The 17999-nt window shown below is 72.2% G+C and carries 16 protein-coding genes; 11 read left to right on the top strand and 5 right to left on the bottom strand.

The window, feature by feature from the left end:
• Positions 1-946: 946 nt before the first annotated feature.
• Positions 947-1603: an OB-fold domain-containing protein gene (locus ND748_RS34580; protein WP_251745537.1), complete on the top strand. Its 657-nt coding sequence runs from the start codon at positions 947-949 to the stop codon at positions 1601-1603.
• Between the two features lie 657 nt (positions 1604-2260).
• On the opposite strand, the gene ND748_RS10800 is transcribed toward ND748_RS34580, so the two are convergent.
• Positions 2261-3022 (bottom strand): SDR family NAD(P)-dependent oxidoreductase, encoded by a 762-nt coding sequence (locus ND748_RS10800; RefSeq protein ID WP_251745536.1) that lies wholly within the window; start codon positions 3020-3022, stop codon positions 2261-2263.
• A gap of 103 nt (positions 3023-3125) precedes the next feature.
• Between ND748_RS10800 and ND748_RS10795 the strand changes: the two genes are divergently transcribed.
• Positions 3126-4001 carry a helix-turn-helix transcriptional regulator gene (locus ND748_RS10795; protein ID WP_251745535.1) on the top strand — a complete coding sequence of 292 codons (876 nt, stop codon included), beginning with the start codon at positions 3126-3128 and terminating at the stop codon, positions 3999-4001.
• A gap of 11 nt (positions 4002-4012) precedes the next feature.
• On the opposite strand, the gene lpdA is transcribed toward ND748_RS10795, so the two are convergent.
• Entirely contained in the window at positions 4013-5416 is a 1404-nt protein-coding gene (lpdA, locus tag ND748_RS10790) for a dihydrolipoyl dehydrogenase (protein ID WP_251745534.1), read from the bottom strand.
• A gap of 71 nt (positions 5417-5487) precedes the next feature.
• Here lpdA and ND748_RS10785 point away from each other — a divergent pair, with 71 nt between their 5' ends.
• Both ND748_RS10785 and ND748_RS10780 read left to right on the top strand, forming a co-directional pair.
• Positions 5488-5727: a hypothetical protein gene (locus ND748_RS10785; protein WP_251745533.1), complete on the top strand. Its 240-nt coding sequence runs from the start codon at positions 5488-5490 to the stop codon at positions 5725-5727.
• Positions 5728-6112: 385 nt separating this feature from the next.
• Positions 6113-7561: a WS/DGAT domain-containing protein gene (locus tag ND748_RS10780; protein WP_251745532.1), complete on the top strand. Its 1449-nt coding sequence runs from the start codon at positions 6113-6115 to the stop codon at positions 7559-7561.
• 155 nt (positions 7562-7716) lie between these two features.
• Here ND748_RS10780 and ND748_RS10775 read toward each other — a convergent pair whose 3' ends face one another.
• On the bottom strand, positions 7717-9261 hold the full coding sequence (locus ND748_RS10775) for an MFS transporter (RefSeq protein WP_251745531.1): 1545 nt from the start codon (positions 9259-9261) through the stop codon (positions 7717-7719).
• A 409-nt stretch (positions 9262-9670) separates the two neighbouring features.
• Here ND748_RS10775 and ND748_RS10770 point away from each other — a divergent pair, with 409 nt between their 5' ends.
• Positions 9671-10609, top strand: a complete 939-nt coding sequence (locus tag ND748_RS10770; RefSeq protein WP_251745530.1) for a class I SAM-dependent methyltransferase — start codon at positions 9671-9673, stop codon at positions 10607-10609.
• A 3-nt stretch (positions 10610-10612) separates the two neighbouring features.
• Here ND748_RS10770 and ND748_RS10765 read toward each other — a convergent pair whose 3' ends face one another.
• Entirely contained in the window at positions 10613-11047 is a 435-nt protein-coding gene (locus ND748_RS10765; RefSeq protein WP_251745529.1) for a nuclear transport factor 2 family protein, read from the bottom strand.
• A 194-nt stretch (positions 11048-11241) separates the two neighbouring features.
• Here ND748_RS10765 and ND748_RS10760 point away from each other — a divergent pair, with 194 nt between their 5' ends.
• The gene (locus ND748_RS10760; RefSeq protein WP_251745528.1) at positions 11242-11613 is read left to right on the top strand and encodes a MarR family winged helix-turn-helix transcriptional regulator; all 372 of its coding nucleotides are present in this window, start codon (positions 11242-11244) and stop codon (positions 11611-11613) included.
• Between the two features lie 60 nt (positions 11614-11673).
• Here ND748_RS10760 and ND748_RS10755 read toward each other — a convergent pair whose 3' ends face one another.
• Positions 11674-12558: an NmrA family NAD(P)-binding protein gene (locus ND748_RS10755; RefSeq protein ID WP_251745527.1), complete on the bottom strand. Its 885-nt coding sequence runs from the start codon at positions 12556-12558 to the stop codon at positions 11674-11676.
• Positions 12559-12770: 212 nt separating this feature from the next.
• Between ND748_RS10755 and ND748_RS10750 the strand changes: the two genes are divergently transcribed.
• The 5 genes from ND748_RS10750 to ND748_RS10730 all read left to right on the top strand — a co-directional run bounded on the left by ND748_RS10750 (position 12771) and on the right by ND748_RS10730 (position 17936).
• Complete coding sequence (locus ND748_RS10750) at positions 12771-13340, top strand: TetR/AcrR family transcriptional regulator (protein ID WP_251745526.1); 570 nt, start codon at positions 12771-12773, stop codon at positions 13338-13340.
• Between the two features lie 396 nt (positions 13341-13736).
• The gene (locus tag ND748_RS10745) at positions 13737-14726 is read left to right on the top strand and encodes an ABC transporter ATP-binding protein (protein ID WP_251745525.1); all 990 of its coding nucleotides are present in this window, start codon (positions 13737-13739) and stop codon (positions 14724-14726) included.
• Positions 14710-15984: an ABC transporter permease gene (locus ND748_RS10740; RefSeq protein ID WP_251745524.1), complete on the top strand. Its 1275-nt coding sequence runs from the start codon at positions 14710-14712 to the stop codon at positions 15982-15984. The genes ND748_RS10745 and ND748_RS10740 overlap by 17 nt, the downstream gene beginning before the upstream one ends.
• Positions 15985-16177: 193 nt before the next feature.
• A complete protein-coding gene (locus ND748_RS10735; RefSeq protein WP_044883217.1) occupies positions 16178-17119 on the top strand; it encodes a ribose-phosphate pyrophosphokinase in 942 nt (313 codons plus the stop codon).
• Between the two features lie 571 nt (positions 17120-17690).
• Complete coding sequence (locus ND748_RS10730; RefSeq protein ID WP_251745523.1) at positions 17691-17936, top strand: ATP-binding protein; 246 nt, start codon at positions 17691-17693, stop codon at positions 17934-17936.
• The last annotated feature ends 63 nt before the right edge of the window (positions 17937-17999 follow it).

The following is a 17999-nucleotide window of genomic DNA, read 5'->3' as shown; positions in this document are numbered from 1 at the left end:
GGTCCGCGGCGAGCGGCCCGCCACGCAGGCCAGCACCCGGGCGCCGGCCTCGACGTAGCCGCGCCCCAGCGCCGAGCCCATCGCACCGGGGCTCACGATCGCCACCGCCACCACCCCGGCATCCCCCTTCGCGGCCCGACCCGGGCGGTGCACCCGGCGCGAACCAGGATAGGCGTTCGACTGGGTCGGCCCGCCCGCAACCGGTACGGGTCTGTCGTGGTACGACCGCATCCTTGCCCGACCGATTCGTACGGGGAGTCCGGGTCTGAGGCGTAGCTCCATCGGATGAACCACCATGGTGTGGTGGGCGTCGGCGGGCGCCAGCCGCCGGCAGGGGCGGCGACACCGCGGCGACGCTCGTCGCCGGCGAGGACGGACGCCGGCGACAGTCGGAGGGGATCGTGAGAACGGCGGTGCGGAGCAGATGATCAGCGGTCAACCCCACGTGCGCGTCCTTCGCCCGGTCGCCCGCCCGCCGGACCCGTCGTCGGCCGGCTCCCCGCCCACCATCCACCCGTCCACCAGGATCCCGTCGGTCAGGATCATCCCCTCGGCCACTGCCACGACCGCGCCGCCCCCCGCGACCTCCGAAACCCGCGAGGAGTCGGTAGCGGCCCCACCTGCTCCGTCCCCCGCGACCTCCGAAACCCGCGAGGAGTCGGTACCGGCGCCACCGGGCGCCGCCTCGCCGACTACAGATTCGCCGAGCACGGACCCTGCGAGCACGGACCCTGCGAGGGCGGACCCTGCGAGCGCGGACCCGCCGAGCGCGCTGTCGCCCGCAGCGGACCTGCCGGAACGGCGGGAGGCCGCGGACCACTCGCATGCGGGGGTTGGCGGCGCGGCTGCGGGGGCCGTCGAACCTGCGTACGGCGCGGACCTCGACGAGGATGCGCGGACCGTGGTTCTGCCGGTGGTGGCAGTCGATCCCAGGGACACGGCGACCGTGACGGCACCCGCAGCGGCGGAGAGCACCGAAGGTGTGCAGCCTGCGCAGGCGCCCACCGCGGTGGATCTCACGGCGGTCGCAGAGCGCGGCGACGCGGCTGGTGCGGAGGCGGCGGGTGCGGGTGCGGAGGCGGCGGCTGCGGAGGCGGCTGGTGAGGACGCGGAGCGCGGGGAGGCGGAGCGCGGGGACTCGACGAGTGGCGGGGACTCCGCGGGATCGCCCGAGCCACCACCTGAGGACGAGGCCGAGGACGACGATGACGGCACCGGGCCGCTGTGGGCCGCGCTGCGCGAGGACCGGTTCGTGCTGTCCCGGTGCCTCGACTGCCGGAGCTGGCTGCCACCGCGCCCGGAACGCTGCCGGCACTGCGCGGGGCCGACCGACTTCGCGCCGGCGGCCGGCGCCGGCGTCGTCGAGAGCTATCTCGTCATCCGCCATCCCAGCGTGCCCGCCTTCGCCGGCCGCCCGCCGTACGTCCTCGCGCTGGTCACCCTGGCCGAGGGGGTCCGGCTGGCCGGCCGGCTCGACGGGGTCACGCCGGGGGAGGCGCGGACCGGCCAACCCGTCCGCGCGGCCTTCCACGTCCGCCCCGGCGCGGACACCCCCAGTGTCATCTTCCGTCCGCGCCGACCCGCGGGCGCCGGGGCCCGTTAGGCCGCGCATCTACATCTGATCAAAGGGTGGCGTGCGGGAGGCCCGCGTTGACCCATGCCCGTCCTGGTTGCATCGACAACTGCAGGAGGTTGATGACGCCTGGGGCCACCCCGCGCGCATGGTCCACAACCTCCTGCATCCGCTGACCACCACCCGGCCAGCAGGGTCGCCGTCCGATCCGCGCACCGTGCGTGATCGGTGGGAGACAAATGTGCGTCAACCCGCCCCGATCCGTTCCGATTTCCGGCCAGAACGCGGCCAGATCGCGCCGAGGCCTGGGTCCGGTTCTCGAGCCGAAAAGTGGTACACGCCCTCGGCTCGATTTCGTGCTCAGGCTACCGAAAGACACCGAGGCGCGTTCGCCCGCGAGTACCAGCCCCGAGCCCGACGCCCGCGGTTCCGCGGAACCGCGCCGTCGCCGCATCAGACGGGACGCTGCACTCGAGTCGAGTCAAGTCGACCTCCGGCAGCCGGCGTCATCTGCCGCCCGCGCCGACCCGCGGGAGCCGACGCCGGTCACGCTGGCGACCTGCTGGGTGGTGGTGAGGATCCCGGCGCCAACGCCGGACCGCTCGCGGGGGACGCCGGCCAGCGGCACGCCGCGCAGGCATGACAACCAGGGCGCCCTCGCCTGACGGCGAGCGGTGTTCTCCGCGGTCACCAGGGATAGGTGCCGCCGTTCTCGCTCAGGAACACCCCTGAGCCGTCCTCGTCGCGGGCGAGCACCTGGGCGGTGATGCGAGCGCCGCCCTCGTCGGCGGTGTCGTGGCCGGTGTGGCCGTTGAGGTCGGTGGCGCAGAAGCCGGGTGACAGGGCGTTGACGGTGATGCCGTCGGCGCGCAGGTGACGCGCGTAGATGAGGGTGATCGCGTTGAGGGCGGCCTTGGAGGAGTTGTAGCCGAGCAGCTCGGCGTAGCCTCCCAGCGCCGGGTCGGGGTCGGCGAGGAACGCCATCGTGCCGAGTCCGCTGGAGACGTTGCCGACGAACCCGCCGGGGGACCTGCGCAGCAGCGGGATCATGGCGTTGGTGACGGCGACGACGCCGAAGACGTTCGTCTCGTAGATCTCCCGCAACGCGGTGACGGGAAGCTCCGAGGGCGGACGTCGGCGGTCACGGGTGATACCCGCGTTGTTCACCAGCACGTCCAGGCGACCGTGCTCCGCGTCGATGAACGACGCCGCCTGCGCGATCGTCGTCTCGTCGGTGACGTCGAGGTGGACGAAGGTGACGTCCAGTCCGTGCTGGGCGAGAGCTGCGGCGGCCGGTCCGCCGAGGCTCGGATTGCGGGCGCCCAGCAACACGGTGTGCCCCTCGCGGGCGAAAGATGTCGCCGCGGCGAGACCGATGCCCTTGTTCGCACCGGTGATGAGAACGACCTTCGTGGTCGTGGTCGTGGTCGTGGTCGTGGGTGAGGTCATGCCTGCACCGTGACGCTGGGAGCGGAGCGGCGGGAGAGCCTCGCCAGGGGTGGTATCGGCCGTCCCATGGTGCCGCTACCGGCGGTAGGCCAGGCTGATGGTCATGGAGAAGGTGGACCGCGGGGAGCTGGCCGCGTTCCTGCGCCATCGCCGAGCCCGCCTACAGCCGGTCGACGTCGGCCTGGAAGCCGGTTACCGTCGCCGCACGCCCGGGCTGCGCCGGCAGGAGGTCGCCCAGCTCGCCGGGATGTCCGTCGAGTACTACATCCGCCTTGAGCAGGGACGCGGGCCGCGGCCGTCCCGGCAGATACTCGGCGCCCTCGGCCGGGCGTTGCGGCTGTCCGACGACGAACGCGCCTACCTGCACCACCTCGCTGGCGAGTCCACGCCGCGGTCGTCGGCACCGTCGCGGCAGGTGCGCCCGGGGGTCCTGCACCTGCTGGACCGCTACGACAGTGCGCCCGCGCTGGTCTGCGACGCCAAGTACGACGTCCTCGCCTGGAATCCGATGGCAGCCGCGCTGCTCGGCGACCTCTCGGCGGTGGTGCCGGCCGACCGCAACGTGATCTGGCGGTTCTTCACCCGTCCGGGTGCCCGGCAGCGTCACGACCCGACCAGCGCGGAGCAGTTCGCCCGCGAGTCCGTCGCGGACCTGCGCGCCGCCGCCGCACGCTACCCCCACGACGCGGGGATCCGCGACCTGGTGCGTCGACTCCTCGCCGCCAGCGACGACTTCGCCCGGCTGTGGAACGACCACGAGGTGCGGGTCCGGCGCTCGACGCACAAGCGGCTGAACCATCCCGACGTCGGCTGGCTCGATCTCGACTGCGACGCGCTGCACGATCCCGAGCGCGACCAGTGGGTCATCCTCTACAGTGCTGCACCCGGGACTCCCACGCATCGGGCGCTGCAACTGCTCAAGGTGATCGGGACGCAGCGGCTCGGCGCATCCGCCGAGCCGCCGCCACAGCTGCGCTGAGGCCGCCCGGATCAGAAGTTGATCATATGGCCGGCGAGGCCGTGGAGGGCCTCCTTGACCGATTCACCGAGGGTGGGGTGGGCGTGGACGTTGCGGGCGAGCTCGGCGACGGTGAGGTCCCAGCGCTGCGCGAGGGTGAGTTCGGGCAGCAGCTCGGTGACGTCCGGGCCGATCAGGTGCGCGCCGAGCAGCTCGCCGTACTTGCCGTCGCTGAGGATCTTCACGAAACCGGCGGTCTCGCCGAGGCCGTGCGCCTTGCCGTTGGCCGAGAACGGGAACTTCGCGACCTGCACGTCGAAGCCCTTCTCCCGGGCCTGGGCCTCGGTGTAGCCGAAGCTGGCGACCTGCGGCTGGCAGTAGGTTGCCCGCGGGATCATCACGTAGTCCAGCGGGTAGGTCTCGGCGTCGCCGATCGTCTCCGCGGCGATGATGCCCATCGCCTCGGCGGCGTGGGCGAGCATGAGCTTGGCGGTCACGTCGCCGATGGCGAAGATGTGCGGGACGTTGGTGCGGCAGTAGCCGTCGACGTCGATGGCGCCGCGTTCGGTCAGCGCCACGCCGGTGTTCTCCAGCCCGTAGCCGGTGACGTTCGGCCCGAAGCCGATCGCCTGGAGCACCTTGTCGGCCGTCAGCACCTTCGACGCGCCGTCCTTGCCGGTCACGGTCACCTTCACCGTGTCGCCGGAGTCGTCGATCGAGTCGACCCGGGTCGAGGTCAGGATGGTGATCCCGGCCTTCTTGTAGTGCTTGGCGAGCTCGGCGGAGACCTCCGCGTCCTCCAGCGGCACCACCCGGTCGAGGAACTCGACGATCGTGACGTCGACGCCGTAGTTGCGCAGCACGTAGCCGAACTCGACGCCGATCGCCCCGGCGCCCGCGATGACGATGCTGCCCGGCAGCTCGGAGCTGAGGATCTGCTGCTCGTAGGTGACCACCCGCTCGGACAGAGAGGTGCCCGGCAGCAGCCGCGGCGTGGCACCGGCGGCGATGATGGCATGGTCGAAGGTCACCGTGCTGGTCGCGCCGTCCGCGCCGGCGACCGACAGGGTGTGGTCGTCGACGAACGTGCCCCGCCCGGTGAACTCGGTGATGTTGTTCTTCTTCATCAGGAAGTGGACGCCCTTGACGCGGCCGTCCGCGACCTTGCGGCTGCGTTGGAACGCCGCCCCGTAGTCGACCGTGATCGACCCCTCGACGGAGATCCCGAACGTCTTGGCCTCGTGGGTGAGGGTGTGGACGAGCTCCGCGTTACGCAGCAGCGCCTTCGACGGGATGCAGCCCACGTTCAGGCACACCCCGCCCCAGTACCGCTCCTCGACCACAGCCGTGGTCAGACCGAGCTGCGCGGCCCGGATCGCGGCCACATACCCGCCCGGACCTGCACCGAGCACCACTACGTCGAAATGTTCGCTCACAAGGGCAGCGTAACGATGCCGGCCGGCTCCCGGATTCCCGCCCACCCGGCGTTCGGTCACACCCCCACACCGTGACGTCAGCCGTCCTCGACGGCCCTGCCGGGAAGCGGGAGTGCCGGCGGCAGCCCGACCCGGCCGGCCGCGGCACCCTGCTGAGCCTCACCGAGGGCGGGGCGAAGGTGGTCGGCCTGCTGCGCCGGCGGCTCGCCGATGCGCTCGGCCGTCGCCTGGTCGGCTGGCCGGCAGCCGAGGCCGAGGCGTTCGTCACCGGGTTGGAACGCTTCGTGTGGGAACTGCGCGAGCAGCGCTGAGCGGCGGCGGCCATCCCCGCCCAGGACAAAGGCCAGCTCCGACGCGCCCGGGTATCCCCCGATCGGCATGCCGGCAATTGTCACCCGGGTATCGAGGGAATTCGTGTAACCCCGGTCGGGGTGCACCGTAGCCCATTCGTGTCGAGGTCCCGGCCGGGTGCTCGGAAGCCCACCGGACCAGCCCTCACCTGCATTTGCGCTGCTGCTCGTGCCGTCCGGCGGGATCGTTCTCGCCCGTCCTGCCCATCCGTGTGGAGACGTACGACACAAGGCTGGATGGGCTGAACGGCCCGCGGATAAACAGGTACATGGGTACAGGTATCCACGACGCATCCGTGCGTCGATTTGCTAACATTGTTGATCGCGTTGTCAAGGCCTGCACCCAATGCCCGGCGACGGGCTGGGGGCGCGCCTGATGACCCTCCTCGACACGGTCTCGAAGACCGGCTACAACCGGGCGTTCGCCCGCCCGCTGACCGCGGGGGACCGCGCCTATCTCGCCTTCCACCGGCTCAATCCCGGTGAGTACCAGGACGTCGGCGCGGTGCTGTTCCTCGACGGTCCGGTGGAGCTGGCGGACCTGCGGGCACACGTCGCCGAACGGCTGCGTGCACCGCGGGCCCGGATGCTCACCGACCGGCTGGAGACGGTCACGGTCCGCCCGGCCGACCGCCGCTCCACCACGCACGAGACCCACTGGGTCTGCGACCCGGAGATGAACGTCGACGAGCGCGTCGTCGCCGTGGAGCTGCCGAGCGCCGCCGACGTCGCCGGTATGGCCGGCGGCGACTCGATCGGTGACCGGCGCATCCGCGCCGCGATCGACGGGATCGCCCGGCGCCCCGTCGGCACCAGCGCCCAGCTGTGGACGATCTACCTGCTGTGCGAGCCCGGGACCGCCGGCGCCGTGGTCGTCTACCGGACCAGCCACATCGCCCAGGACGGCGCGGCCCTCTACCGGTCGCTGCACCTGCTGTTCGGCGGCGAGGACGAGCCCGACCTGAGACTGCCCGCCTCGATCCCCCGCCCGCACGTCGGCGACTACCTGCGCTTCGTCAGCCGAGGGTTGAGCTGCCTGTCGCCGACGCGCGTCCTCGACGCCTGGGGCGGCCAGCCGGTGGGCCCGGCCCGGCACTCCTGGATCACCACCGAGCTCGGGCCGATGCGGGCCATCGCCCGCCGTCACGACGCCTCGGTCAACGATGTCTACCTGGCCGCCCTCGCCGGGGCGGTGCGGGCCTGGTCGCTGCCGGAGTGGCGGGACGACTCCCGGCCCGTCCACGCGCTGATGCCCGTCAGCATCCGCGTCGCCGCCGACCAGAACGTGCTGTCGAACTACACCTCGGGAGTGCGGGTTGCGCTGCCGTGCGGAGAACCGGACCCGGCCCGGCGGCTGGCCCGCATCGCCAAGGTGACCCGTCGGCTCAAGGACGGCGGAATGGGCGTGGTGGAGCATCACCACTTCCCCGCCGTGGCGGCGCGGGCCACCCCCCGCATGCTGTCCTACGCGGCGAGCTTCGGCGGGCGCACCCGGGAGCTGGCCATGGTGGCGACGAACGCCCGCACGATCCGCGGGCCGCTGGCCGTCGCGGGACGCGCGGTCACCGACCTGATCGGCACGGGTCCGCTGCTCGTCGGACGCCAGCACCTGTCGGTGGCGCTGTTCGGTCTTGGGGACCGCATCGGGATCACGTTCGCGGCCAGCGACAGTGTGCCGAACCACGAGCGTCTCGCCCAGTTGTGGCTGGCCGAGCTCACCGAGCTCGGTCGATCGGCGCCGGCCGGCGGCGTGCGGGTGCCGGTCCAGCGTGACGCGGGGCCGCGGGGCCGGTAGGTCCGCCACCGGGCCGTCACGCGCCGTCCGGCCGGCGGCGCGCCCGCGAGCCCGTGGGGGAACATCTCGTGGCCGGTCAGGGGCAGCCGAACTGTGGCTGTCCCTGACCGTCAGCCACCTTTGACCGTCAGCCCCTGACCGTCAGCCCCTGACCGTCAGCCACCTTCGGTGACGGCAGCCGACCGGTCCGGGGCGGGCCGGCGGGTCGGCTCGTCGGGATACGGCTCGTCGCCGTCCTCGCCGGCGGGGTCCGAGGTGACGGTGAGCGGCGGGGCGATGTCCTCCAGGGAACGACCGGCGGCGTCCACGCCGAACAGCAGCTCGGCGATGCCGCCGATGGCCATCACCGCCGCGCCGACGAGGAAGCCGACCATCACCGGACCGGTGCGGCCGGTGTCGATGAGGTGGCCGAACAGCAGCGGGCCGGTGATGCCGCCGGCCGCTGTGCCCACGGCGTAGAAGAACGCGATCGCCAGCGCCCGGGTCTCCATCGGGAAGATCTCGCTGACCGTCAGGTACGCCGAGCTCGCCCCCGCCGAGGCGAAGAAGAACGTGACCGCCACCAGCAGCAGGAACGTCCACGCGGTCAGCGCGCCCGCGGCGAACAGCACCGCGAGCACCACGGCCAGCGCCGCGGCGGCCAGGTAGGTCGCCGCGATCATCGGTTTGCGCCCGACGGTGTCGAACAGCCGGCCGAGCAGCAGCGGGCCGGCGCAGTTGCCCAGGGCGTAGACGACGAGGAACACCGGCACCGCCGACGAGCTGACCCCGTAGAACGTCGTCAGCATCGTGCCCAGGTCGAAGGTGAACGCGTTGTACAGGAAGGCCTGTCCGACGAACAGCGCCAGTCCCAGCGCCGCGCGGCGGGGGTAGGTGCGAAACGCCGTCGAGGCGATCGTCCGCAGGGGAATGACCGTGCGCTGGCGGACGGTGATCTGCCGGTCCGGGGCGGCCAGCCGGGTGCCCGTCTCGGCCTCGATGGTCTGTTCGATGTCGCCGACGATCCGTTCGGCGTCGTCGGCGTGGCCGTGGATGAACAGCCAGCGCGGACTTTCCGGCACATGCCGGCGCACGACGAGGATGACCAGCCCGAGCACCGCGCCGAGGCCGAAGCTGAGCCGCCAGCCGATATTCGTCGGGAAGAGGTGCTCGGACAGGAAGAACACGGTGAGCGCCGAGCCGGCCGCGGAGCCGAGCCAGTAGGAGCCGTTGATGAGCAGGTCGACCCGGCCCCGCACCCGCGCCGGGATCAGCTCGTCGACCGCCGAGTTGATGGCCGCGTACTCACCGCCGATTCCGGTGCCGGTGAAGAACCGGGTCAGGAAGAAGAACCACGGCGTCCAGGAGAATGCCGTCGCCGTCGTTGCCACGATGTAGACGCCCAGGGTCAGCAGGAACAGTTTCTTCCGGCCGAAACGGTCGGTTAGTTGACCGAAGAACAATGCGCCCAGGCAGCTTCCGAGCACGTAGATCGCGGCCGCGGTGCCGATGTCGGAGGCGGACAGCGAGATCCCGCTGCCCGATTCGGTGAGCCGCGAACCGACGGCGCCCACCATCGTCACCTCGAGGCCGTCGAGGATCCACACCGTCCCCAACCCGACGACGATCATCCAGTGGAAGCGGGCCCAGGGAAGCCGGTCGAGTCGGGCCGGGATCGCCGTGCGGATCGTCCCCATCGCGGCGCTGTCGTTGCCGGGCATGCCACCTCCACACCTTCGCCGTCGAGTGCTCGCCGCCGCCGCGGCCGGTTCCGGCCATCCGGACGGCCCCACGTATGACGTTGACCTTCGCCTCTGTGCCCGCATCCGCCGTCGATATCCCGTCCGCCGTCGGCAAACACCCGCCCGCGGCAACCACCCGCTGTCGGCGACCACCCCCCTCGGCGAAGCACCGCCGGGCGGCCGCCGGGTGCGGGGTGAAGGGACCCTGGTCAGGCGGCCGGGACGGGCGGGCTGCGACGATGAGGGCCGGAACTCCGGCGTCGTCGTCGCGGGGCGCCCGGTGGGGCGGGCCGCGGCCGGCGGGGGAGGGCGGGGAGGGCGAGGGAGGTGCGCGATGGGGACACGGGGCTCTGCCGCGGGACGGCCGCGGGGGAGAGGTCACCGGCAGATGGGCGGAACGGGCGGCGCCAGCCGCACGGCGGTGATGGTCTGCCAGGGCCGGGCCGTTGCCCACGGGCGGCTCGCCAGGGGCCGGTTCGACGATCCGACGGCGAGGGCGTTCCTGCTTCCCGCCGAGCGGAGCATCGTCGACAAGGTGCGATCCGAGGCTGTGCCGGCCGGCTGGGGGCCGCGACTGACCTTCGAGATGGTGCGCGCCTGCGGCGAGGTGATGGCGCCGCGCACCGTCGCGATCGACGAGGCCGTCCGCCAGGCGTTACCCGCCACCGGTGCAGCCCCCGCCGAGCCCGGCGTCGAGCTCGCTGCCGCGGCGCAGCTTGTCATCCTGGGGGCGGGGCTGGACGGGCGGGCGTGGCGAATGGCGGAACTCGCCGCCACGGCGGTGTTCGAGGTCGACCATCCGGCCTCGCAGCGCGACAAGCGTGACCGGGCCGGCGAGCTGGCCCCGGTGGGGGCGGCGCCGCACTTCGTGCCCGTGGACTTCAGCCGGGACGACCTCGCCGCGGCGCTGGCCGCCGCGGGCCACCGCCGGTCGGTCCCGACGATCTGGATCTGGGAGGGCGTCGTGCCCTACCTGACCCGCGGCGAGGTCACCCGGACGCTGCGGATCGTCGGCGACCGCTCCGCCGCGGGTAGTCGCCTGATCGTGCACTACCACACCCCGGCGCCCTCGGCGCCGCTCGGCCGGGGGGCGGCGCGCCTGCTCAGCGCCCTGTCCAGGCAGGCGAATCCGATGACCCGCGAGCCGAACCGTTCGGTGTGGACACCGGCCGCCCTGCGCCGCGCCGTCGGCGTCCGCGGCTTCGCGGTCACCCGGGACGACTCCCTGCTCACGCTCGCCCAGGACCTCGGCACCCCGATCCAGCACCGCCGCTCGCTGCGCAACGGCCGCATCCTCGTGGCCGACCGCGTCTCGCCGCCCGCGTGAACGTCAAGCGTTGATCCTGGGGGCCGTCGCCGACACTCCCCACGTGGTGGGCATCGAACCGCGGGACCAGACGAGGTCGAGGCTGTACTCGGACACCTGCCAGTCGTCGTCGCAGCGGCGCAGGCGACCGCGCCAGACGCTGGCGCCCTCGAGGGTGGGGCGGTGCTCCGCATCGCAGAAGGTGGCGACGACATTGGCGCGGACGTCGGCGTCATCGCCGTGTGGATCTACGATGACGCCCGTCACGAGGTGCTGGAGAACGGCGACCGGCTCATGGATTGCCCGCAGCGTGGCGACGAGCTGGTCGCGGCCGCGGATGTGTCCGACCGCGGTGTCGGCCTGTACCTCCGCTGTGTAGTAGGCGGGCAGGTCGTCGAACCGGTGGTCGTCGATCGCGGCGAAGATTCGCGGGATCACGAGATCGGGGGAGCGGGTCATGCCACAAGCCCTTCGTTGAGGTGTCAACGCAGCGTTGAGTGTTCAACGTTGAGGTCTCAACGTAGCCGGTGTGGGGATGGTGGTCTAGCCTCGCGGGGATGGACTTCAGTGCGGTCCCCGCACGGCTCCGGGCGCTTCCGAGCTACGCGATCACACAGGCGGCGGCACGGGCTGGCCAGCTTGCGGCGGACCGCGTGTCGCAGCTCGGCGTCTCCAAGGCCGCCTACGGCATGCTGGCGGTCATCGAGGAGTTCGGGCCTTCGAGCCAGGCCGACCTGGGACGCCGACTCGGCATGGACCGGCGGAGCATTTCCGAGGAAGCGGTCGGGCTCGAGCGGGGCGGGTTCGTGAGTCGCGGACCGGATCCGGCCGACTCGCGCCGCAACAGGCTCGAGATCACGGCGGCGGGCCGGACGCTTCTTGCTCGGCTCGAGAGCTCCTTCCGGGCCATGCAGGATGAACTTCTCGGTTCTCTGCCGCCCGAGGACCGCGTCGAGCTCGATCGACTCCTCGCGCTGATAGTCGAGCCGGCGCCAGCATCGACCCGACCGGGTCACGGGCAGTAGCAGCCGACGAACATGGTCCAACCAAGATAATCAACAATGTTGACGAGTGTCCGCGGCCGATCAGCGGGACGGCGCCCAGGCGAGGGCGGCCAGCGCCTCGTGGTGGGCGGCCAGGAACTCGTCGAAGGTGCGGGGCGCGCGGCCGGTGAGGTCGCGGACCGCCGTGGTCGTCGGCGCCGCGATGCCGCTGGCCAACCCCTGCGTCAGAACGGCGACGTCGTCGGCGAACCGGGGCGCCAGCCCCTGGGAGATCAGGGCGGCGGCCATGTCGTCGGCGGTCAGGCTCACGTAGTGCACGGTCCGCCCCAGCGCGGCGGAGAGCTTCTCGGCGATCTGCGTGTGGGTCAGGGCCTGCGGCCCGGAGAGCAGGAAGGTCTCGCCGTCGCGGGGCGGGCCGGTCAGCAGCGTGGCGGCGCAGGCGGCGATGTCCGCGCAGTCGATGTAGGAGACCGCGCCGTCGCCGTAGGCGCCGACCAGGTTCCCGTCGGCGGTGAAGGACCCCTGCCCGGTGATGAAGTTCTGCATGAAGCCGTTCGGCTGCAGGATCGACCAGCTCAGCCCCGACGCCTTCAGATGCCGCTCGATCTCCCAGTGGGCGCCCTCGGCGAGCCGCCCGCCCTCGGCGGCATGCCAGACCGAGACCTTCACCACCCGCTCGACGCCGGCGTCGAGCGCCGCGTCGATGATCGTTTTCTGCTGGCGGACCATCGGCTGCTCCCCGTCGGCCGGCAGCGCCCCCGCGCCGTTGAGGAGCAGGCGGTCGACCCCGGCCAGGGCGGCGACGATCGACGCCGGGTCGTCGAAGTCGCCCACGACGAACTCGCAGCCCAGCGCGCGGCCCTTGGCCTCGTCGCGGACCAGCGCCCGCACGGCCGTCCCGTCGCGCCGAAGCCGGCGCACGAGGGGCCGTCCGATGGACCCGGTGGCACCGGTTACCAGGATCATCCGTGTCTCCCGAAGGTCTCGTCCGATAATCTGAGGTTGCCTCAAGAAACTCTATCCTGAGGCGACCTCAAGTTGTGTCGATCGCGGATGTTCGTCCGACGACCGAGTTCGTCCGACGGCGGATGTTCGTCCGGCCGGCGGATGTCCGTGCGGAGGGTCGAGTCGGTGCGGACGGTCGAGTTGGTTCGAGGGTGGATGCTCAGGGAGGGTGGATGACCGAGTCCGGGCGGCGGCCGCGGGCCGACGCGCGGCGCAACCGCGAGCGGCTGCTGACCGAGGCCGACGCGGTGTTTCGCGCCGAGGGCACGAACGCCTCGCTGGAGAGCATCGCCCGCCGCGCCGGGGTGGCGATCGGCACGCTCTACGCGCACTTCCCCAACCGGCGCGCGTTGCTGCTCGCGCTGCTGCGCCAGCGCAACGAGGCCCTGTTCGAGCGCGGAGCGGACCTGCTCGACCAGCCCGGCGCCGCCGCGGCGCTCACCGCGTGGGTGCACGCCGTCATCGCGCATGCCGCGGCGTACCAGGGGCTCGCCGCCATGCTCACCGAGGGCGTCGACGACGAGGCCTCGGAGCTGCACCAGTCGTGCGTCCAGATGACCGACATCGGTGACCAGCTCATCGCGCGGGCGCGCGCGGCCGGCGCGCTGCGCCGCGAGGCGACGGGGGCCGACATCTTCGCTCTGATGAACGCCGCCGCCTGGATCGCCGAGCAGATGTCCGTCGACCAGGCCGGCCGGCTCGTCGCTCTCGCCATGGCGGGACTGCTCGCTCCGTCGAGCTGACGGCCGCCGGCGCCGGCCGGGGGAGCGGAGCCCGGCCACGGACCCGCGGATGCGCGGACGGGGGAGTCGTCGAACAGGTCGGGCCGCCGTCGGCGCACGAGGCCGGCCCCGGCGGCTTGGGCGATGACCCGTGACCCGTGAGCATCGCGCTTGCTCCGGACCCTTTCTCGCCAGCAAGATAATCAACACTGTTGACGAAATCGACTTCCCAATTTTGATCATGAAACAATCAGCCAAAAACAGCACCCGGGCAACCGACCGAAACGACTCTCGCGAAGGATCGAGAGTCGGGGGTCGGGGCGGACATGATGGGCGGGCGCCTGGGAGGATGATCGCCCCGACCTTCCCGGGGCAGAAGTACGACGTGGTCGCGGGATCGCGTGAAGGGCGGTGGGGATGGGCGACGGACGGCTGGAGGTCGACGCCGTGTCCAAGCGCTACGGCGACGTCGTGGCGCTGGACGCGCTGTCGTTCGAGGTGCGGGCCGGTGAGCTGTTCGGGTTCGTCGGCAGCAACGGTGCGGGTAAGACGACGGCGATGCGGATCATCCTCGGGGTGGTCACCGCCGACGCCGGCCAGGTCCGCTACGACGGTGCACCGCTGACCCTGCGCACCCGCCGGCGGATCGGCTACATGCCCGAGGAGCGCGGGCTGTACCCGAAGATGAAGGTCGCCGAGCAGTTGCACTACCTCGCCCAGCTCCACGGCCTGGGGCCGGCGGCCGCGCGCCGGGCGGTGGCACGGTGGACCGAGCGGCTCGGGGTGGCCGCCCGGCGCGACGACGAGGTGCAGAAGCTCAGCCTCGGCAACCAGCAGCGGGTCCAGCTCGCCGCGGCGCTCGTGCACGATCCGGTCGTCCTGGTGCTCGACGAGCCGTTCTCCGGGTTGGACCCGGTCGCCGTCGACGTGATGAGCGAGGTGCTGCGGGAGCGACGCGCCGCCGGGGTGCCGGTGGTGTTCTCCAGCCATCAGCTCGACCTCGTCGAGCGGCTGTGTGACCGGGTCGGGATCGTGCGCGCGGGGCGGATGGTCGCCTGCGGGCCGGTCGACGAGCTGCGGGCCGGCGGCGGTGGGCGGCTCGTCGTGGACGCCCCGGACGCGCCGGCGGGCTGGGCGGACGGGCTGGCCGGGGTGCGGGTACGCGGGCGGGACGGGTCGCGGACCGTGCTCGAGCTGGGGCCGGGGGCCGACGATCAGGCGGTGCTGCGCGCGGCGTTGGCGAGCGGTCCGGTGCGCGAGTTCCATCCCCGCCGGCCGTCCCTGGGGGAGCTGTTCCGCGACGTGGTGCGCGCCGGAGATGACGTGGTCGGTGCCGGAGATCGCGTGGTCGGTGATGGGGATGACGTGGTGAGCGACGGGGATCTGGTGGGTGCCGACGGTGAATGAGGGGGCCGAGCGGGACGAGCGGGACGGCGAGCTGGGGGCGGGGCGGGTACTGCGCCTGGTCGCCGGCCGGGAGATTGGCACGCGGCTGCGGTCGCGGGCGTTCCAGATCACCACGGCGCTGTTCGTCGTCGCGATCGCCGCGAGCGTGCTGGTGACCACCGCCGTCGGCGGTTCGTCCGCGCAGCGGGTCGGGGTGACGGCGGTGGATGGCACGCAGGCGGCGGCGATCGGGGCGGCGGCGCGTTCGCTCGATGCCGACGTCGAGGTGCGCACCTACGCCGACGCCGCGGCCGGCCGGCAGGCGGTGCTCGACGGGGACATCGACGCCCTCGTGCTGGTGGCGCCGGCGGCGGCCGAGGTCGGGGCGGGCGGGGTCGGGGCGACGGGCGGTGGCTACCGGGTCGTGGTGGACTCCGATCTCGGGGACTCGCTGACGTCCGTGCTGACCGTCGCGGCCCGGCAGGCGGCGTTGGAGGGGCAGATCTCCGCCCTCGGCGGTGATCCGGCGACGGTGGGGCGGGCCGTCGCGTCGGCGGGGGTCGCCGTCACGGCGCTGCGCCCGCAGCCCGAGCGGGACGCCGCGCGGTTGGTCCTCGGCCTGCTCGCCGGTGGGCTGATCTACATCTCGCTGCTGATCTTCGGCCCGGTGGTGGCGCAGAGCGTGATCGAGGAGAAGACGAGCCGGGTGGTGGAGCTGCTGTTGGCCGTCATCCGCCCGTGGCAGCTCATGGCGGGCAAGGTGGTGGGGATCGGCGTGGTGGCCCTCGGCCAGCTCGTGCTGATCGGCGTGGTCGGGGTCGGGCTTGGGCTGGCCACCGGGGAACTCGACATCCCGGCGGGGGTCGCCGTGGGGTCGGTGGCGCTGGCGCTGCTGTGGTACCTGGTCGGGTTCACGATGTACGCGCTGATGTTCGCCGCGGCCGGGGCGCTGGTGTCGCGTCAGGAGGACGCCGGCGGGGTGACCGCCCCGATGATCGCCACGATTCTTATCCCGTACGTGCTGGGCATCTCGGTGCTGCCGTCGTCGCCGGACAGCGGGTTGATCCTTACCCTGGCGATCATCCCGCTGTTCGCGCCGATCCTGATGCCGATGGTGATCGGGATCGGCAGTGCGGCGGTCTGGCAGGTGCTGCTCGCGTTGGCGTTGACCCTGGCGTGGATCGCGGTGCTGGTCTGGCTGGCCGGGCGGGTGTACGGCAACGCGGTGAAGCGGTCGGGGACGCGGGTGGCGCTGCGCGACGCCCTGCGCGCCGCCTGAGCCCACGCCTGCCGGAGTTCGCAGCGGCAGCGCTCGCCGCCGATCCCAGCCGCCGGCGCGCCGCGGTCGGTAGCATCCGGAGCGATCGACCAGGGTGTCGGCCATGCCGTCGCCTGGGCCAGCGACAATCGACGCCGGCCGGCGCGGGCAACGTTGCCAGCCGGTCCGCCGAAAAGAAAACAGGGAGCGGTTCGTGCGAGACATCGCCGTCTTCAGCGGCAGTGCCCATCCCATCCTCGCCGAGGAGATCTGCGCGCACCTTGACGTGCCGCTGCATCGGGTGCGGGTCCAGCGGTTCGCGAACGACTGCCTGGAGGTGCAGCTACCGGCAAACTGCCGGGAGCGCGACGTCTTCCTCATCCAGCCGCTGGTCGCCCCGGTGCAGGAGAACCTCGTCGAGTTGCTGCTGATGCTGGATGCGGCGCGCGGGGCATCGGCGGCGCGGACCACGGTGGTCCTGCCGCACTATGCCTACGCCCGCTCCGACAAGAAGGACGCGCCGCGGATCTCGATCGGCGGGCGGCTCGTCGCGGACCTGCTCGTGGCCGCCGGGGCGAGCCGGGTGCTGGCGATGACGCTGCACTCCCCGCAGGTGCACGGCTTCTTCAGCGTTCCGGTGGACCATCTGCATGCGCTGCGGGAGCTCGCCAAGCACTTCCGTCGCCACGACCTGTCGAACACGACGGTGGTGTCGCCGGACCTCGGGAACGCGAAGGAGGCGGCGGCGTTCGCGCGGATGCTCGGGGTGCGGGTCGCGGCGGGGGCCAAGCAGCGGTTCGCCGATGACCGGGTGAGCATCTCGACCGTCATCGGGGACGTGGCCGGCCGCGACGTCATCGTGCTCGACGACGAGATCGCCAAGGGCAGCACGGTGCTGGAGCTGCTCGAACGGCTGCGCGAGCTCGACGTGCGCTCGGTGCGGGTGGCGTGCACGCACGGGCTGTTCTCCGCCGGGGCGCTCAAGCGGATCTCCGACCAGCCGGACGTCGTGGAGATCGTGTGCACGAACACGGTGCCGATCCCGCTGGACGACCGGGTGCCGAAGCTGGAGGTGCTCACGGTCGCCCCGCCGCTGGCCGAGGCGATCCGCCGCATCCACAACGGCGAGTCGGTCAGCGCCCTGTTCGACGCCTGACCCTCGCGCGCGACCGCCTGGCCGGGCCGCCACGCCTGGCCTCGGCGGCGAGCCCCCCCCCGCCACCCGCGCGCGGCCCTCGCCGCGGCACTTCCTTGCCTTTCCAGGGGGGCAAAGCGGACACGGAACCCTCTAGAAGGGCAAGGAAGGAAGGCAAGTCCGCCCCGGCGGAAGCAAGCCCGTGGCAGGGCCGAAGGTCGGGGGTCAGGGGCCGGGGGTCGAGGAGGATCAGTTGATCTGCGTGCCGGTGGAGTTCCTGACGGGTGAGCAGATTGCGGCGTGCGGGCGGTTCGACGGTGGGCCCGCGCGGGCGGTGCTGGAGCGGCTCTTCTTCAGTCACGGCTCTACTGAGGTGTCTGAGGCTATGGTGAACGCGTGTGCTGCTGCGCTGCCATGACCACCCGGACCGCCGCCTAGCGGCGGTACCAGGGCCGCGGTCACCGCGGTCCCGATGCCTGCCCCGGGCCGGACAGGCATCGCTTTGGCGTACCGCCCGATCGGTGTCCCGTCGGCAGCCGCGTACGCGTCCCGTGCTGCGCTGTCGGCTTGTCCTGCCTGATCAGGGGAGTACATGTCAGCGCCGCAGCGAGACGAACGCTCGGCGCTGCGCTGGCTGGCACGGTCCGCCGGGGCCGCCAGCCAGGTGGTCTACCTTCCCGTGGACACCGACACCCAGCATGCCCGGATCGCACATCGCCAGGCCACGGCACCGCACCAGACGTTTCCGATGAGCGCCACCGACGTGGACCGATGGCGGGAGCAGTTCCAGGTACCGGACGCCGCCGAGCTCGACGGCAGCGAGATGGCCCGCCCGTAGCTTCCAGCGAAAAAACAACGCTAAGCAGCGATCGCGGAGGTCGGGCCGGCGGTAAGGAGACTG

This window comes from Frankia sp. AiPs1 (genome assembly GCF_023716945.1).
GTDB lineage: Bacteria > Actinomycetota > Actinomycetes > Frankiales > Frankiaceae > Frankia.
The sequence above is the reverse complement of the archived record's forward strand: the minus strand, read 5'-3'. Positions and strand labels throughout refer to the sequence as shown.

Excerpts from the sequence above, each read along its gene's own strand:
- ND748_RS10730 (WP_251745523.1), top strand. The coding sequence starts at position 17,691 with ATGTCAGCGCCGCAGCGAGACGAACGCTCGGCGCTGCGCTGGCTGGCA.
- ND748_RS10745 (WP_251745525.1), top strand. The coding sequence starts at position 13,737 with ATGGGCGACGGACGGCTGGAGGTCGACGCCGTGTCCAAGCGCTACGGC.
- ND748_RS10800 (WP_251745536.1), bottom strand. The coding sequence starts at position 3,022 with ATGACCTCACCCACGACCACGACCACGACCACGACCACGAAGGTCGTT.
- ND748_RS10795 (WP_251745535.1), top strand. The coding sequence starts at position 3,126 with ATGGAGAAGGTGGACCGCGGGGAGCTGGCCGCGTTCCTGCGCCATCGC.
- ND748_RS10780 (WP_251745532.1), top strand. The coding sequence starts at position 6,113 with ATGCCCGGCGACGGGCTGGGGGCGCGCCTGATGACCCTCCTCGACACG.
- ND748_RS10755 (WP_251745527.1), bottom strand. The coding sequence starts at position 12,558 with ATGATCCTGGTAACCGGTGCCACCGGGTCCATCGGACGGCCCCTCGTG.
- ND748_RS10770 (WP_251745530.1), top strand. The coding sequence starts at position 9,671 with ATGGGCGGAACGGGCGGCGCCAGCCGCACGGCGGTGATGGTCTGCCAG.
- ND748_RS10765 (WP_251745529.1), bottom strand. The coding sequence starts at position 11,047 with ATGACCCGCTCCCCCGATCTCGTGATCCCGCGAATCTTCGCCGCGATC.
- ND748_RS10775 (WP_251745531.1), bottom strand. The coding sequence starts at position 9,261 with ATGCCCGGCAACGACAGCGCCGCGATGGGGACGATCCGCACGGCGATC.
- ND748_RS10750 (WP_251745526.1), top strand. The coding sequence starts at position 12,771 with ATGACCGAGTCCGGGCGGCGGCCGCGGGCCGACGCGCGGCGCAACCGC.